This is a genomic window from Metabacillus sp. KUDC1714, assembly GCF_014217835.1.
Lineage (GTDB): Bacteria > Bacillota > Bacilli > Bacillales > Bacillaceae > Metabacillus > Metabacillus rhizosphaerae.
In genome coordinates, this window is record NZ_CP055263.1 from 1,013,494 (window position 1) to 1,028,551 (window position 15,058).

At 35.1% G+C, this 15,058-nt stretch carries 17 protein-coding genes; 5 read left to right on the top strand and 12 right to left on the bottom strand.

The window, feature by feature from the left end:
* Nucleotides 1-42: 42 nt before the first annotated feature.
* From HUW50_RS04975 to HUW50_RS04985, 3 genes are all read right to left on the bottom strand, one after another.
* Nucleotides 43-1,827 (bottom strand): M3 family oligoendopeptidase, encoded by a 1,785-nt coding sequence (locus HUW50_RS04975; protein WP_066329977.1) that lies wholly within the window; start codon nucleotides 1,825-1,827, stop codon nucleotides 43-45.
* 192 nt (nucleotides 1,828-2,019) lie between these two features.
* Entirely contained in the window at nucleotides 2,020-2,190 is a 171-nt protein-coding gene (locus tag HUW50_RS04980) for a twin-arginine translocase TatA/TatE family subunit (protein ID WP_066329867.1), read from the bottom strand.
* Nucleotides 2,191-2,300: 110 nt separating this feature from the next.
* Nucleotides 2,301-3,482 carry a D-alanyl-D-alanine carboxypeptidase family protein gene (locus tag HUW50_RS04985; protein ID WP_157094342.1) on the bottom strand — a complete coding sequence of 394 codons (1,182 nt, stop codon included), beginning with the start codon at nucleotides 3,480-3,482 and terminating at the stop codon, nucleotides 2,301-2,303.
* A 218-nt stretch (nucleotides 3,483-3,700) separates the two neighbouring features.
* On the opposite strand from HUW50_RS04985, the gene HUW50_RS04990 reads away from it, so the two are divergent.
* Genes HUW50_RS04990 through HUW50_RS05000 form a run of 3 tightly spaced genes read left to right on the top strand, consistent with a single transcriptional unit; the run spans nucleotide 3,701 to nucleotide 4,947 of the window.
* Nucleotides 3,701-4,279, top strand: coding sequence for a TetR/AcrR family transcriptional regulator (locus HUW50_RS04990; protein ID WP_185653741.1), 579 nt, complete (start codon nucleotides 3,701-3,703; stop codon nucleotides 4,277-4,279).
* Nucleotides 4,280-4,283: 4 nt separating this feature from the next.
* Nucleotides 4,284-4,625 carry a DMT family transporter gene (locus HUW50_RS04995; RefSeq protein WP_066329864.1) on the top strand — a complete coding sequence of 114 codons (342 nt, stop codon included), beginning with the start codon at nucleotides 4,284-4,286 and terminating at the stop codon, nucleotides 4,623-4,625.
* Between the two features lie 4 nt (nucleotides 4,626-4,629).
* Complete coding sequence (locus tag HUW50_RS05000; protein ID WP_066329863.1) at nucleotides 4,630-4,947, top strand: DMT family transporter; 318 nt, start codon at nucleotides 4,630-4,632, stop codon at nucleotides 4,945-4,947.
* A 336-nt stretch (nucleotides 4,948-5,283) separates the two neighbouring features.
* On the opposite strand, the gene HUW50_RS05005 is transcribed toward HUW50_RS05000, so the two are convergent.
* The 8 genes from HUW50_RS05005 to HUW50_RS05040 all read right to left on the bottom strand — a co-directional run bounded on the left by HUW50_RS05005 (nucleotide 5,284) and on the right by HUW50_RS05040 (nucleotide 11,188).
* Nucleotides 5,284-6,081, bottom strand: coding sequence for a DUF2935 domain-containing protein (locus HUW50_RS05005; protein WP_066329861.1), 798 nt, complete (start codon nucleotides 6,079-6,081; stop codon nucleotides 5,284-5,286).
* Between the two features lie 162 nt (nucleotides 6,082-6,243).
* A complete protein-coding gene (locus HUW50_RS05010) occupies nucleotides 6,244-6,684 on the bottom strand; it encodes a GNAT family N-acetyltransferase (protein ID WP_066329859.1) in 441 nt (146 codons plus the stop codon).
* A gap of 108 nt (nucleotides 6,685-6,792) precedes the next feature.
* Nucleotides 6,793-8,247 carry a PAS domain S-box protein gene (locus HUW50_RS05015; RefSeq protein WP_066329856.1) on the bottom strand — a complete coding sequence of 485 codons (1,455 nt, stop codon included), beginning with the start codon at nucleotides 8,245-8,247 and terminating at the stop codon, nucleotides 6,793-6,795.
* A gap of 316 nt (nucleotides 8,248-8,563) precedes the next feature.
* Entirely contained in the window at nucleotides 8,564-8,668 is a 105-nt protein-coding gene (locus HUW50_RS05020) for a YjcZ family sporulation protein (RefSeq protein ID WP_083964539.1), read from the bottom strand.
* 342 nt (nucleotides 8,669-9,010) lie between these two features.
* Nucleotides 9,011-9,214 carry a YozQ family protein gene (locus tag HUW50_RS05025; protein ID WP_066329853.1) on the bottom strand — a complete coding sequence of 68 codons (204 nt, stop codon included), beginning with the start codon at nucleotides 9,212-9,214 and terminating at the stop codon, nucleotides 9,011-9,013.
* A gap of 120 nt (nucleotides 9,215-9,334) precedes the next feature.
* Complete coding sequence (locus tag HUW50_RS05030; RefSeq protein WP_185653742.1) at nucleotides 9,335-9,490, bottom strand: hypothetical protein; 156 nt, start codon at nucleotides 9,488-9,490, stop codon at nucleotides 9,335-9,337.
* Between the two features lie 201 nt (nucleotides 9,491-9,691).
* Nucleotides 9,692-10,930 (bottom strand): S1C family serine protease, encoded by a 1,239-nt coding sequence (locus tag HUW50_RS05035; protein ID WP_066329851.1) that lies wholly within the window; start codon nucleotides 10,928-10,930, stop codon nucleotides 9,692-9,694.
* Between the two features lie 39 nt (nucleotides 10,931-10,969).
* Nucleotides 10,970-11,188, bottom strand: coding sequence for a hypothetical protein (locus HUW50_RS05040; protein WP_066329849.1), 219 nt, complete (start codon nucleotides 11,186-11,188; stop codon nucleotides 10,970-10,972).
* Between the two features lie 142 nt (nucleotides 11,189-11,330).
* Between HUW50_RS05040 and HUW50_RS05045 the strand changes: the two genes are divergently transcribed.
* Both HUW50_RS05045 and HUW50_RS05050 read left to right on the top strand, forming a co-directional pair.
* Complete coding sequence (locus HUW50_RS05045) at nucleotides 11,331-11,996, top strand: response regulator transcription factor (protein ID WP_066329846.1); 666 nt, start codon at nucleotides 11,331-11,333, stop codon at nucleotides 11,994-11,996.
* Complete coding sequence (locus tag HUW50_RS05050; protein ID WP_066329843.1) at nucleotides 11,993-13,339, top strand: sensor histidine kinase; 1,347 nt, start codon at nucleotides 11,993-11,995, stop codon at nucleotides 13,337-13,339. Before HUW50_RS05045 ends, HUW50_RS05050 begins: the two co-directional genes overlap by 4 nt.
* Before the next feature lie 115 nt (nucleotides 13,340-13,454).
* On the opposite strand, the gene fumC is transcribed toward HUW50_RS05050, so the two are convergent.
* Nucleotides 13,455-14,843: a class II fumarate hydratase gene (gene fumC, locus HUW50_RS05055; RefSeq protein WP_066329838.1), complete on the bottom strand. Its 1,389-nt coding sequence runs from the start codon at nucleotides 14,841-14,843 to the stop codon at nucleotides 13,455-13,457.
* Nucleotides 14,844-15,058 lie beyond the last annotated feature (215 nt).

Below are 15,058 nucleotides of genomic sequence, written 5' to 3' on the forward strand. Positions count from 1 at the left end.
TTTTCCCTTTTTCCCTTAAGGTGAAAACCTATTTTGAAAAGATTATTTATTTGTTAACTGTATAAACTCTTCTACATCACTTACAGCCATTTTCACTGCTTGATCCCAGAAATCTCTTTTTGTTAAATCTACTGACAAATGCTTTGCTGCTAATTCTTCAACAGACATAGACCCTGTGTCCTTCAGTAAAGCAATATATTTCTTTTCAAACGCTTCACCTTCTTCGAGCGCTTTTGCATAAATTCCAAGTGAAAATAAATAACCAAAAGTATATGGAAAGTTATAAAATGGTACATCTGTAATAAAGAAATGAAGCTTAGACGCCCAAAAATGTGGGTGGTATTCTTCAAGCGAATCACAATATGCTTCCTTCTGAGCTTCTACCATCAACTCCGATAATCTTTCACTTGATACGTAGCCATGCTTCCGTTCTTCATAAAATCTAGTTTCAAATAGAAAGCGAGAATGGATATTCATTAAGAGGGCTACACTTCGTTGTAATTTATCTTCAAGCAAGGTAAGGCGTTCTGTTTTATCATTTGCTTGATTTACAGCTGCATCTGCGACAATCATTTCAGCAAATGTAGAGGCGGTCTCTGCTACATTCATCGCATAATCACAATTTAAAGGATGGACATCACTCATTGCATATGAGTGAAAAGCATGACCTAGTTCATGAGCAAGTGTTGATACATTTGATGGTGTACCTGAAAATGTCATAAAGATTCTTGATTCATTGCTCTCAGGAAAACCTGTACAAAATCCACCTGGCGCTTTACCAGGCCGATCCTCTGCTTCTATCCATTGCTTTTCAAAAGCATTTTTTGTAAATTCAGTTAACATAGGTCCAAATTGGCGAAATTGATTTAAAATGAACTGAGATCCTTCTTGATATGTTACTGTCGAATTTGTTGTTGTCTCAACAACAGGGGCTTCTATATCATACCAATTTAGTTTGTCTACCCCTACGATCTCGGCTTTTCTCTTCATATATTCTACAAGCGGCTGTTTGTTTTCAGAAATTACTTTCCACATCGTTTCAAGGGTTTCTTGTTTCATGCGATTTATGGCAAGCGGTTCTTTTAATGGATCATCCCAGCCACGCTCTTTATAAACAGTTAATCGAAACCCAGCTATTCGATTTAGTGTCTCAGCAAACACATCTGCATGTGTTCCCCAGGCTGTTTCCCATCCTTCAAATAGTTCTCTGCGTTTTATAGGGCTTTGATCTGAAAATTTATTTGAAGCTTGGCCAACAGACAAAGTCTTCGTTTCACCATTCTCGTTAAAAGGAATTTGGATTTTTGCAACGAAAAGATCATATAGCTGCTCCCAAGCATAATAACCGTCGACAGATAACCCGTGAATTAACTGCTCCTTATCAACCGAAAGTCTCTCTTTTGATTGATTTCGCATTTCATTTAAAACATATGTAAGCTCGACTAACCGCGAGTCTTTGATCAACACATCCCAAGCATCTTGTTCTATATCACCAAGTAATTGTTCAAACGTCAGCAAACTTTTTGAAAACGCTGTACTTATTGTAGTTAACTTTGAACGCAAAAGATTAGCATGTACATCTGCCGTGTTTTGAGCCTGCAGGCAGCCTACAAATGAACTAGCTTGTTCTAATTTCATTTTTATGTAAGAAATCTTTTCTAATGTCACTAAGAGTATGTTTATGGATTTTGATGAAAAGCTCTTTGGCCAGCTTGTCACTGATTGGTCTAATTCATTAATTAGGTTTTCAATTTCCTGTATGTACTGTTTAAACTCATTAGATTGACTACCATCTTTAAACAGAGATTCTAAATCCCAAGTATTCATGTAAATAGGTGTCTTCAAAAATAACGCCCCCCTATAAAGTATTATACTCACATAATATGTTTTTTGTCGCTAACATAGAAATGGTAACGCAAAAAATAAAGCTAATACCATTATTACGCATTTTTATCCATAAAAAAAGAGACATTGACAAATTGCCCTGCCCCTCATCCTTATATCCTAAAACCTTTATAGTTATTTTTTAACAGAAGAGTCCTCATCATCGTCCATAAGTCCCTTTGTTGCTCTTTTGAATTCTCTTAATGTTTTTCCTGCAGCCTTACCTAACTCAGGTAATTTCTTTGGACCAAATAATAATAGAGCGACAAATACAATAAGCATAATTTCTCCGAAACCTAAGTTCATCTAATAACACTTCTTTCTTAAGAGAATGGTAGAAATCTTACTAAATTATATATGAATGAACAAAAATTTGCAAAATGATTCGTAATTATCTTGTGCTTTAAAAACCATAATTATAATCTTCTTACATTGATGAAAAATATCCCTGAAATAAAGAAAGTGATCACAAGTGCAAGTGGCACGATGAAGCGCAAATGGGTTTCAGCTTTTATTTCATCTCCAGCTATCGGGGAAGCCACTACTTTACTTTTCATTTGTTCATCATTTTCTTTACTTTTTAATTTTACAAGGTTTTGTCTTTGCAACTCTCTGCCATCCTCACCTTCTATAACTAGCTCTCCTGAAGGACTAATTTCCGTTTCAACAGACTCACCTATTTTTTTTGTATAGGAAATATCTTGATTTGTTACAAATATATTTCCCTGATTATCTTCAAACTGTTCATTCGTTATAATTTTATCAGTTTCGAAATGTTGAAACCCATAATCAAGTAGTGCTGATGTGTCAGCATAAGTTTGGTCATCAGATTTAGACTTTAACGTAACAGCAATTAGGCTCAAATTTTCTCGTTCTGCTGTCGTTACAAGCGTAAAACCAGACTCAGTAACAAAGCCATTCTTGCCACCTGTTATTCCTTCATAAGATTCGTCGCGTACCATAACATGGTGATTAATAAGGGTTGTATCCCAGGTTTCTCCATCCCATGGAAGCTCTTTAGTTTTAAAAATGTCACGAAATACTTCATTATTTAATGCGTATTGTGTAATCTTAGCCATATCTTCAGCAGTTGTTAAATGCTCTGGGTCATAGAGTCCATGTGGATTTGTAAAATACGTATTTTCTACACCAATTTGTTCTTGTAAATATTGATTGAAGTCGATAATATATTCATCTACTGACCCACTTAAATGTTCTGCGATTGCCACCCCTGCATCATTACCTGAATTGATAAGAAGACCCTGGACTAGCTTCAGTAAAGGTACCTGCTCTCCTACCTCTAAATAAACCACTGTACCATCTACATTTCTTGCATTTTCACTTACAGTAACAAGTTCATCTAAGTTTCCATTTTCAATTGCATATATAGATGTTGCAATCTTCGTAATACTCGCTGGTGATAGCCTTTCTTTGCTGTTTTTTTCGTAAATCACTTGACCTGATTGGGCATCTATTAAAATAGCGGCTTCACTATTTAGCTGTAACTCATCGTTTTCTATGCTTGCACTTATCATAGTTGGAAATAAGAAGAAGCAAAAAGTAATTAAAAGAATCGAACTATATATGGTTTTTTTCATGATGCTTACTCCTCTTTAAATACATTTACTGACTGATGTGAAATGGTAATTAGTCTACCATCTAATAGAATAACAAGGTAAACACCAAAAAATCAATGTCAGTAAATTGAAGCGATAGGTATTAATATCTAATTTCTGGTGATCTATTGATTAGCCATTGACTCTTTTTTCACGGACATTTATACTAGGAAACTAACGAACGTCAGGAAGGGATGATTATGATGTCTTCTAACGAAATTAAAAAATATGCGTTGAATCATTTTGCGAGTAGTGGATATGATGGCACGTCTTTATCTGCTATAGCAAGTGATGTTGGAATTAAAAAGCAATCGATATACGCACATTTCGCGAATAAGGATGATTTATTTCTAAAGATAATGGAGGAGGTACTAGTTCAAGAGACTAGTTATATCAAGAGCTTTTTCTCAAAGAATAACACTCTCGCTTTAGAAAAGAAGCTTTTTCAATTTTTACAAGAATATAGCAAGCGTTATGAATCACAAGCGGAAACTAGGTTTTTGCTAAGAATAGGCTTTCTTCCACCAACCCATCTCCATCAGCAAGTAATCGCTAGTCTTTATAAATATTATGATGAATTGGAAGGAATTCTAATCGAGATATTTATCAATCATAAGGACTCCATACTCACACCGGTAAATGAAGCAGTTATCGCATTTATCGGACTAACTGATTCTGTATTAGTCGAGCTGCTATATAGTGGAAACGATCGTTTTCAACGCAGGCTAAATGCATGTTGGAAAGTTTATTGGCAAGGTATTCGTTCTAAGGAGGAATAACAACATGAATAAAAAGTGGTTGCTAATTTTTGTAGCGGCATTTTTCGAAGTATGCTGGGTTACTGGTTTAAAGCATGCTGAAGATCCACTAGCGTGGATTGGAACTATTTTTTCTATTATTATTAGTTTTTATATATTAATTAGCGTGACAGATTCATTACCTATTAGTACTGTTTATGCGGTATTTACAGGATTAGGCGCAGTTGGAACTGTTCTCGTGGAAATTCTTTTTTACAGTACATCTTTTAGTTGGGTGAAAATTGGTTTATGTACTGTTCTCATTTCAGGAGTAATTGGTCTTAAAGTAGTAACACCTGAACGTGACGCAACGAAAGGGGAGGTGTGAGAAGATGGATTGGATCGTTCTCATTTTAGCTGGGTTTTGTGAAGTTGCTGGTGTTGCAGCTATCTCCAAATTTAATAAGAAAAAATCGGTCATTCATGTTCTTTATATGATAGCTGGATTTGCCATGAGCTTTTTCTTTCTCTCATTTGCAATGAAAACTATTTCTATGGGTACCGCCTATGCTGTTTGGACAGGAATTGGTACGGTAGGTAGTGCATTAATTGGAATCATATTTTTAGGAGAATCAGCAGGTTGGAAACGATTATTGTTTATTTCCATGATTATTTCCGCTACAATTGGTCTTAAATTTATCCCGTATTAACTATGGTTTGTAAGTCGGTTCATTTTATTGCCTGCTTAGTAAGGAAAAGCTTTGTGCAAGATCATTATATTTATCGGTACAATTCTTGCAGGTGGCGGCTTGACTAATAGCTTACTAGATTTATCTATCTTTATTAATTATTCTTTCACCTAATTTCATTATAAATGGTTCTTTAGGTGATGGCTTATGGAAATATGGTAGTCTTTTGGGTTTCTTTGGGGTCCTTTTACCTGTTTTACTTTTTTCAATTGGTACAGGTCTCGCGACAATTATCGGCGCAGCTTTCAGAGGTGAGAAAAGAAGAGTCCCCTATAATAAAATAAGGGAACTCTTCTATTATGCTTCTAACCTAGGTTTTGTCGGATCACAATCAGGCTTATTTGTATTAGTTGATTGGGCTACCTTCATTAAGTAATAGCATTCCTCACGCATCATATGATCAGCCATTAAAGCTGAAAATGTACTTAACATTTGATTGGTTAATTCCATCTCTTCCACTTCAGCTAAAAAGCCTCTAAACAATTCGATTTCAAGCTTAACATCCTTGTTCATTTTCGTTAATGCTGGAAATGAATCTATATTTGCTCTTAAGTAACCTGACAACTCAACCGCTTTAAGATAAAAATCCTCAAACTGTTTTGCAAACAGTTCACTTTTTAGCTTAAGATCCTTCTCTGCACGATCAAGAGTATCTGATATCGCACCAGCATGACCCGCGGCGTCTAACAACCACACCAAATGATGATGTAGCTCATGGAAAATCGGTGGCTTTTCTTTCTTTTTTAAATACGTTAAAACAAGTAAGTATTCCTCCAGTTCATTGACCATGTGGTTAATAAATGAAGGTGGTAAATGAATGGTGATCTTACCAGCAATATGTCTTCTTATTAAGGAGAGCTTAAAATCACGAAGCTCTTGAGCATATTCGTCTGCCTCTAATGTCAAAGCAGAAAAATCAGTTTGTTCCCTTGCCTTTTTTAATAATGTGTCAAAAATCTGTTGGAATTTCTTTGCCTTTTCAATATCTTCTCGCTGACTAACTGCTAAAGAATCTAAAATAAATCTTGCGTGATCACCTAATATTTGAAGCCAAAATTGATGTTCAAAGGCAGCTATCTCTTCATATGTTCTCATTGGTTTATCCTCCCTATTGTTATTCTTTAATTTTTATGATGTGAAAGCTTATCCTATTAAAAGGATGTTTTTGACTCTGATTTTTAGTTTGGATCCTAACCTTGTATGAAGAAAAAAGCACAATATTCTTCATGATAGCTGAAGATTATTGTGCTTTTTAGACTAATGCTGAAGATTTCTTTCCCAGTAAATCATCTGATCTTCTTCATCTGTTCGCATCATTGCTAGTTTTTCAAGAACTCTGATCGATTGATTGTTATTACGTAAGCATTCCGCTGTAATCTTTAATACTTTATTTGTATTGAAAGCCCAATTAACCAATGCTTCTACTGCTTCTGTTGCATATCCGTTATTTTGTGCTTCTTTTTGGATTCCATAGCCAATTTCCACCACACCATTTTGTGGTTTACCTTTAAAGCCAATATCACCAATAAATTGATCATTTTCTTTTAAAAATACAAACCATACACCCCAACCAATAAGGCTTGGATTTATTTCAATTTCATGTAAGTAATAGTGTACATGGTCACCAACATCAATATCTTCACTAAGTAAATCTTCTTTACAAGGTACTATTTTTAATCGTTCCGTCGTAATCTCCATGTTTCATTCCTCTTTCTATCTTCGAATAACGGTAGGAAACAAGCACAATTTCACCAAATTGTTTCAATATATGAGAGGGAGTTATCAGGTATTGGTTTACGAAAGATGCTATTTCGAGATTGGAAGAATGACAGAGATCGTTGTGCCATTTGAATTACTATCGATCTTTACCTCACCACTATGGTGCTTAATAATTTCATAGCTAACCATGATTCCTAACCCGGTTCCATTTTCTTTTGTTGTAAAAAAGGGTTTTCCAATTTCTCTTAACATCTCTGTCGGAATACCTGTTCCTTGATCAATAATTTTTATGATTACTGATCCCTTCCCACTTTGCTCGGCACTTGCTGTTATATTTCCCCCATTAGGCATAGCTTCAATTGCGTTTTTTATAAAATTAATAAAAACCTGCTTTAATTTATTTTCATCACATAAAACATTTAAATCCTTGTCTCTTATGTATGTAGTGATATGAATATTATGTAAAGTTGCTTGTGAACGCGTAAGAGCGACAACATGCTGTAAAATACTACCTATGTTTTTATGGCGATAATTATCTAGAGGAGGTTTCGCTAGGGATAATAATTCACTCAAGATTAATTCAATTCGATTAATTTCAGAGGATATAACAGAAAAGAATTCTTTCTTATATTGTAATCCTCCCTCCATTAGCTGTAAAAATCCTTTAATTGCTGTAATAGGATTACGGATTTCATGCGCAATTCCAGCAGCAAGTTGTCCAGCTACAGATAGCTTTTCAGAATTCATCATTATTTCATGTGCTATCTTTTTCTCAGTAATATCCCTAATAATTAAATAAACTGCTGGACATCCTTCAAAAATGGTTGGAATTGCTTTCACTTCAACATCAAGTTCATTCCCAGAATCCTGGATGATTTTCTCTTCATTAAGTGCTGACGGAAAACCTTTTGCTGCCTCTTCAAGGTAATTTAAAATAGCGCTATTATGATTTATTGGAATATATTTCGATATACTTTCCCCAATAAAATCCAATTTATTACTAGCTCCTAGTAACCTTGCCGCTTCTTGATTTGTATAGACTAATCGATTATCTCGAATGACGACAATCCCATCTGGTGAATGTTCTACTAGGTTACGATGCAACTGTTCACTTTCTTTTATCTTCCTTTTTTGTTCATAATATATCGTAATATCTTTTGCAATCCCATAGACACCAAGTATCTCATCATCAACAATAATTGGTGCATTTGTAACATCCAAAACTAGTTTCATATGATTCTTTGTCATAATCGTACATTGATAATTTTGTATTTTCCCCATAAGAGACTTATCATAAGAAGCGTTTACAATTTCAACACAATCACTTGTAAGAAGATCTTTGTAAAATAAGTCGTACAGTTCTTCTTTCACATAACCAGTTACGATTTCACATTGCTTATTCACCTGGACAAATCTTCCGTCTAAATCTAAGGCATAATAACCTTCAGGATGTTCCTCGAATATTTGTTGATTAAAAAAACCGCTATTCATTAAGAAAACTTTAAGCTTTTCTCTCTTTATACTAGCCATCACGCTATTCATGTTGTTCTCCTTCCATAGCTTTTTCATAATCACTAAATAGACTACTATGTGTTTTTTAGTATGTAAAAGTTGCTTAGTTACTTTATATTCTAAGTTTACATGATTTATTTTTCAAACACTTTAAATTATTTTCTGTGGTTACCCGGTGGATGTCTAAAATATAATTGTTACTTCCTTCTATTAGACTCTGTTATACTTGGTTGTTGATTTACGCTTTGGCGTTAGCTTTCCGCGGGCGGCCTGGGAGCCTCATATTAAAAAAGAACCTACATAAAAGTAGGCTCTCCCTGTATTCTACATCTTAAAATTGTAAAAATTAGTATCCGCCACCAACGTAAGCAGCACCTACGATGATTAACAAGATGAACAAGACAACGATTAATGCAAAACCTCCTGCATATCCTCCACCTTCATAACCCATTATGTTCACCTCTTTCTTTATAAGTGTAAAAATACAATACATAAACAATATATGCTGAACTTCTTTTATCGTTAAAGACAATTGCTTAGAGAATAACCCATTTTGTTAAGAAAAGCGCAAGCGCCTTGAACAACCTCAGGCAAATAAGATGATTTAGAATTGAAGGCATTCTTTGCCTACAATTCTAAATTATCTAGACCCTAGAGGGGCTAGGCGCTTGCGCTGGATTTCGTGCGCTTATCCATAGTTCAAGAATACTATTATTTCTTAATCAACAAAAAAGGTTGAACTCCTTCTACAAGGACGGTTCAACCTAATTAACAATACTATGTAAAATGCTTACTACTTTTCTTTTTTAGATATACTTTCCGGATTATCAACATTCTTTTCAAACATTGCATCGATTGTACCTTCCATATAATCATCAGATGCTTGTTCATGGGTAGTAGCTAGTCCAGATGATAACTCGTCCTGGCGCTTGTAATCTTCTACCTCGTATTGTCTTCCTGCGATTTGACTACTTTCTAATTTCGTTTTTTTCTCCACTTTCGATCACTCCTTTTATCAATTTCTTATGTATACTATTTGCTAAAAGACCATTTGTTACTCATTCCATCTGAAGAAAAAACTACATTTGCAAAGTGAGAGATTTTTATCCACCTAGCACTAAGATGGGTCTACCTCATCATAAGATAAGGTTACAACCTTCGTTGACTCACCTTTTCCAATTTCCTCTTGCGTTGCTTTTTCATTCAATTCAAAGTCATCATCCATACCAGGTGCAATTTTATCTTCATCAACTTGTTGTCTATCCTTTTTCATGTCATCACTCCTCGAATATAAACTATTCCCTGAAGTTATTATGAATATACAAGAGCTTTATTATTACAATGAATAATGCAATTCGTTTTCAAAAAAAAATCTGACCTAAGGTGAATGTCCATCCAAGGTGGACGATACTCACGCCTAGGTCAGCAAAAAGATATCTATAGTAAAGAGTAACGAGTTATTCCCAATAACTAATTAAGCATTCGTTGCATCACGATTTGTCAGCTTAATGGTGACTGTCTTTTTTTCCCCTGCACGATAAAGGGTTATTTGTACTTCTTCACCTATTTCTGTTTCCGAATAAAGAAATTTTCGTAATTCACTTGCATTTGTTATCGCGGTCTCATTCATTTTGACAATAACATCTTGTTGTTGTAAGCCTGCTTCATCAGCCGGTGAACCTTGTGAAACATTTCCTACAATTACCCCTTCCTTTAAATCTTCAGGGAGCTTCATGTTTTCTTGCAAATAATACTGAGGAATTTCACTCATTTCAACAAGGCCAACACCAATAAATGGTCTTTGTATTTTCCCATTTTTCATTAGCTCTTCGGCAATTGGAATAACATCGTTACTCGGAATGGCAAAGCCTAGTCCTTCAACACCACTGTCACTAATTTTCAAGCTATTAATACCGATTACTTCGCCACTCATATTGATAAGTGGGCCACCACTATTCCCAGGATTTATGGCTGCATCGGTTTGAAGTACATCTAACGCCCAATCACCTTCTGATGTTGTCACATCGATTGTACGATCAACACCACTAACGATTCCTTGTGTTACTGTTCTTGAGAACTCTTCACCAAGTGGGTTCCCGATCGCGATCACATTCTCACCTGTACGAAGTGACGATGAATCACCTAACTCTGCAACAGCTGTTACATCCTCTGCATTGATTTTTAAAACCGCAATATCTGTTAACGCATCAGTTCCAACTAATTCTGCGGTTACTTTTTCTCCACTAAAAAGGGTTACTTGAATCGATTCTGCTCCTTCAATAACATGGTTGTTTGTAATCACATAGCCTGATTCGCCTTCCTTTTTAAATATGACTCCTGATCCTGTCCCACTTTCTACACTACCACTCTCAGAATTTCTAAATATGTCTCCACTCATTTGTGATTGCATATTTGTAATACCAACAATTGCTGGTGAAAGACTGTCAACAATATCTGCAATGGAATTGGCATTACTAGATAGTTCCTGTGTTGAAACTGGTGTCGTCGTTTCGGTATCATTATTCTTTACCGCTGTTTCAATAGTAGCTTTATTTTCTGTTGCATTTGGTGCTTGTTGATCGGTATATGTGGTTACTCCTAATACAAGAGCACCACCGACCACGCCACTGAGAAGTGATGTAAAAAATGGTTTTATACTTTTACGTGGCTTTACCTTGTCACGTGTAATTTCTGTTTCATCATAATATCCCATAATGTCTTCCTCCTAAATTTTTATTTATGTGAATGGATTCTATACTCCTTGTGAACTTACATATCCACCAATTACAATTAAAATTAATAATAGTGAAACTCCTGTAAAAATAAGTGCTCTCATTCTTGTAAACCCTTCTTTCTTCATAATAAGTAATGAAAGTTTCAATTTAGTTTGCGTGTATAGTTCCTCAGAAAAACTGCAGTTATATAATGAATGAAGCGTTTTTGAATGCCAATGTTTCATCTGCTTAAACATGACTAAGGTCATCCGTTTTTCTTATAATGTAACTATACAAAATGAGTTTGGGAGAATAATGAAAGAATTGTGGGAAATTGTGAAAAGAGCGAACGAACTTGAAGGTACGTTGTATAATAGTGCCTAAAGAGGATGTGAAAGCATGAATTACACCATTTATATAGTGGAAGATGAGAAAAACTTAAATGAATTACTTACTATGTACCTAAAAAATGAAGGCTGGTCTGTAACTTCTTGCTTAACAGGTACTGAAGCAAGAAGTTTAATCAATCAGCCTCCACATTTATGGATTTTAGATATTATGCTTCCTGATATTGATGGCTACCAATTAATAAGAGAAATAAAAGCTGCTACACCGGATGTGCCAGTTATTTTCATCTCAGCTAGAGATGCCGATATTGATCGTGTATTAGGGCTAGAACTAGGAAGTGATGATTATATCTCTAAACCCTTTTTACCACGAGAGCTAGTGATTAGGGTACAAAAGCTATTGTCACGGACATATTCTGAAGAAGTAAGTACACTCATTAACCTCTCCCCTTATCAAATAGATGAACAGGTGAGAATTGCTTACCTAAATGGTCAGGAAGTAAACTTAACTTCGAAGGAGTTTGATTTGTTACAGCTTTTTCTACACAATCAAGGTCAAGCCTTTTCTAGAGAACAAATCTTAACAAATCTATGGGGATCAGATTATTTTGGCACAGATCGGGTAGTAGATGATCTTGTGAGACGATTACGGAAAAAAATGCCAGATCTTAAGCTTGAAACGATTTATGGCTATGGCTATAGGATGTTAAAAGGATGAAAAATAAGTCATTAGCATTTCAAATATGGTTTGTTTTCTCAGGTATTCTCTTAGCTATATCCATATTATTAGTAATCCTATTTCCAACAACGTTAAGAGGTTTCTTCACAAAGGAAATCTATAAAACAATTGAGAATGAACAGCTTATTCTAACCGAATATGGAAATCCAGGAAATAATCATGACTTGGGTGATACCAAACAAAAAGATCGTTCTGTCTCACATTTGGTACTACCTATTCAAAGTCCATACTTCTTATATTCTGAGGAATTACCAATTGATTTTATTAAGCAAACACAAGAACTTGCAACAAACCAATCAAGATCAGTGGAGCGCTATGAAAAGAATTTAAAAAACCAAACACTCTTTTATGTGATTCGAAAGTTAACAGTTAATGGGGAACAAAGCTATCTATTATCGTATTCTTGGGATTCTTATCGAAATGATCTAGTCTTTACGCTATTTCGTCAATTAATGTTAGTTATGTTTATTGTGTTTTTATTTAGTTGGATACCATCTATTTGGCTAGCTAAATACTTATCAAGGCCACTGGTTACACTTGAGAAACATGTAAAAAAGTTTTCAGAGCAAGAATGGCATGAGCCAGTAGAGGTAGACCGAAATGATGAAATTGGGAAACTTGGTCATACGATTGAAAAAATGAGGCAGCATCTTGTTCGAAAAGATGAAGCCCAGCAAACATTACTGCAAAATATCTCTCATGATTTAAAAACACCTGTCATGGTGATACGCGGTTATGCCAAATCAGTCAATGATGGTATTTTCCCAAAGGGTGACTTAACAAGTACAATGGATGTCATTGAAGAGGAATCTGAAAAGCTAGAGAAAAAAATAAAGGACTTACTTTATTTAACAAAGCTTGATTTCTTGTCCACACGTAAGCCAACAAAAACGGCATTTCGTCTCGATGAGCTGATCCATGATGAGGTAGATCGAATCAAATGGGCTAAGTCTAAACTCGATTGGCAGCTTCACCTAGATGAAGCAACGATACTAGGTGATGAAGAACAATGGGAAAAGCTTGTAGAGAATCTTCTTGAAAATTCATTGCGGTATGCGAATCAAACCATTTCAATCTCGATTACAAAAGCAAGTCAACATATTGTGTTACGTTTATGGAATGATGGACCATCAATTGATGAAGCTATAATGGATCAGATTTTTGAACCGTTTCAAAAGGGGCATAAAGGTGAATTCGGTATAGGATTAAGCATCGTGAAACGAATTGCCGATTTACATGCTTCAAAGGTCTGGGCTACAAATGAGGAAAATGGTGTGGCTTTTTACACAGAAATTCCGTTGGTTGAAGTTAATGCAAAGTAAGTAAATAAATACTATTTCAATACAAACTAAAGAGATAAAATTACAACTCCGTCCCTTTAGTTTGTATTGTTTACTCCTCTAATAAAACCATTTACTAAATATTTAGACCTTTTTTCTAACTCTTAGGATAAGTCATTTCCTCTGGTTTCACATATTGATCAAATTGTTCACCTGTTAGCAAATTCAATTTACTTGCAGCTTCCTTTAGTGTTACCCCTTCTTTATGAGCAAGCTTCGCAATTTTAGCAGCATTTTCATATCCTATATGAGGATTTAAAGCTGTTACAAGCATTAATGAATCATTTACATAGCGTTCTAAGACTGGAAGGTTCGCCTTAATTCCTACAGCACAGTGATCATGAAAAGAGATAATTGCATCTGAAATAAGCTGTACTGATTGAAGGAAATTATAAATAATAACTGGTTTAAATACATTTAATTCAAAATTACCTTGACTTGCAGCAAAACCGATCGCTGCATCATTTCCCATTACTTGTACTGTAACCATAGTTAATGCTTCACTTTGAGTTGGGTTCACTTTTCCTGGCATAATTGAACTTCCAGGCTCATTTTCTGGAATCGTAATTTCCCCAATTCCACACCTAGGTCCACTAGCCAACCAGCGAACATCATTTGCAATTTTCATCAGATTTGCAGCTAATGCCTTTATCGCTCCATGGGTATGGACTGTTTCATCATGACTTGTTAAGGCATGAAATTTATTAACCGAAGATTTAAAATCATGCTTTGTATATTCACTTATTTCCTTTGCAACACGACTGCCAAATTCCGGGTGAGCATTAATCCCTGTTCCAACTGCTGTTCCACCAATTGCTAGATTCTTCATATATCCGGTGGCCTGTTGAATCATTTCTTTTGTTTGATGAAGCATTTGTGCCCAACCACTAATTTCCTGTCCTAAAGTTAATGGCGTTGCATCCTGTAAGTGTGTACGGCCTATCTTGACGACATCTTTAAATTGCTGCACTTTTTTATCTAATGTGACTGAAAGCCTATCAATAGCTGGCAACAACTTAGTTTCAACAGCTAACACACCTGCTATATGCATGGCAGTGGGAAAGGTATCATTTGAGCTTTGACTCATATTGACATCATCATTCGGATGTATCGTAGCATCAATTCCCTTTTCTGTAAGTAATTCGTTCCCTCTTCTAGCGATCACTTCATTTACATTCATATTACTTTGTGTTCCACTTCCTGTTTGCCATACAACAAGTGGAAAATGATCATTTAATTTACCTTCGATTATTTCATCACATGTAATGATAATTGCCTGTGCTTTTTCTTTATGTAGCTTACCAAGTGAATCATTTACAATAGCTGCACATCTTTTTAAAATCGCAAAACCAACGATTACCTCATTTGGCATTCTCTCTCCACCGATTTTAAAATTTTGCTTACTACGCTGTGTTTGAGCACCCCAATACTTTTCAGCAGGCACTTGAATCTCACCCATTGTGTCCTTTTCAATACGAAAATCCAATCTCATACACCTCCAAAAATGACCTCATGTTCTTAGTGTATGGTTTTTTTTGCCTTTTTAAAAGGAAAACACAAAATAGATTTCCTTTAATTAACATAGTTACTTGTTACAAAACTAGATAATTAAGCTTTAAAAGATATAATAATCGAATAAATTTTTATTTAAAAATTTTAATAAAAACTTAGTTTATCGGATAGACAAACTAAGTTTGCCCT

Bases quoted from the DNA above. Each gene is read 5' to 3' on its own strand.
- HUW50_RS05010 (WP_066329859.1), bottom strand. From the start codon at position 6,684: ATGGAGATTACGACGGAACGATTAAAAATAGTACCTTGTAAAGAAGAT.
- HUW50_RS04980 (WP_066329867.1), bottom strand. From the start codon at position 2,190: ATGAACTTAGGTTTCGGAGAAATTATGCTTATTGTATTTGTCGCTCTA.
- HUW50_RS04990 (WP_185653741.1), top strand. From the start codon at position 3,701: ATGATGTCTTCTAACGAAATTAAAAAATATGCGTTGAATCATTTTGCG.
- HUW50_RS05045 (WP_066329846.1), top strand. From the start codon at position 11,331: ATGAATTACACCATTTATATAGTGGAAGATGAGAAAAACTTAAATGAA.
- HUW50_RS05040 (WP_066329849.1), bottom strand. From the start codon at position 11,188: ATGTTTAAGCAGATGAAACATTGGCATTCAAAAACGCTTCATTCATTA.
- HUW50_RS04975 (WP_066329977.1), bottom strand. From the start codon at position 1,827: ATGAATACTTGGGATTTAGAATCTCTGTTTAAAGATGGTAGTCAATCT.
- HUW50_RS05050 (WP_066329843.1), top strand. From the start codon at position 11,993: ATGAAAAATAAGTCATTAGCATTTCAAATATGGTTTGTTTTCTCAGGT.
- HUW50_RS04985 (WP_157094342.1), bottom strand. From the start codon at position 3,482: ATGAAAAAAACCATATATAGTTCGATTCTTTTAATTACTTTTTGCTTC.
- HUW50_RS04995 (WP_066329864.1), top strand. From the start codon at position 4,284: ATGAATAAAAAGTGGTTGCTAATTTTTGTAGCGGCATTTTTCGAAGTA.
- HUW50_RS05015 (WP_066329856.1), bottom strand. From the start codon at position 8,247: ATGAATAGCGTGATGGCTAGTATAAAGAGAGAAAAGCTTAAAGTTTTC.
- HUW50_RS05035 (WP_066329851.1), bottom strand. From the start codon at position 10,930: ATGGGATATTATGATGAAACAGAAATTACACGTGACAAGGTAAAGCCA.
- HUW50_RS05030 (WP_185653742.1), bottom strand. From the start codon at position 9,490: ATGAAAAAGGATAGACAACAAGTTGATGAAGATAAAATTGCACCTGGT.
- HUW50_RS05005 (WP_066329861.1), bottom strand. From the start codon at position 6,081: ATGAGAACATATGAAGAGATAGCTGCCTTTGAACATCAATTTTGGCTT.
- HUW50_RS05000 (WP_066329863.1), top strand. From the start codon at position 4,630: ATGGATTGGATCGTTCTCATTTTAGCTGGGTTTTGTGAAGTTGCTGGT.
- HUW50_RS05020 (WP_083964539.1), bottom strand. From the start codon at position 8,668: ATGGGTTATGAAGGTGGAGGATATGCAGGAGGTTTTGCATTAATCGTT.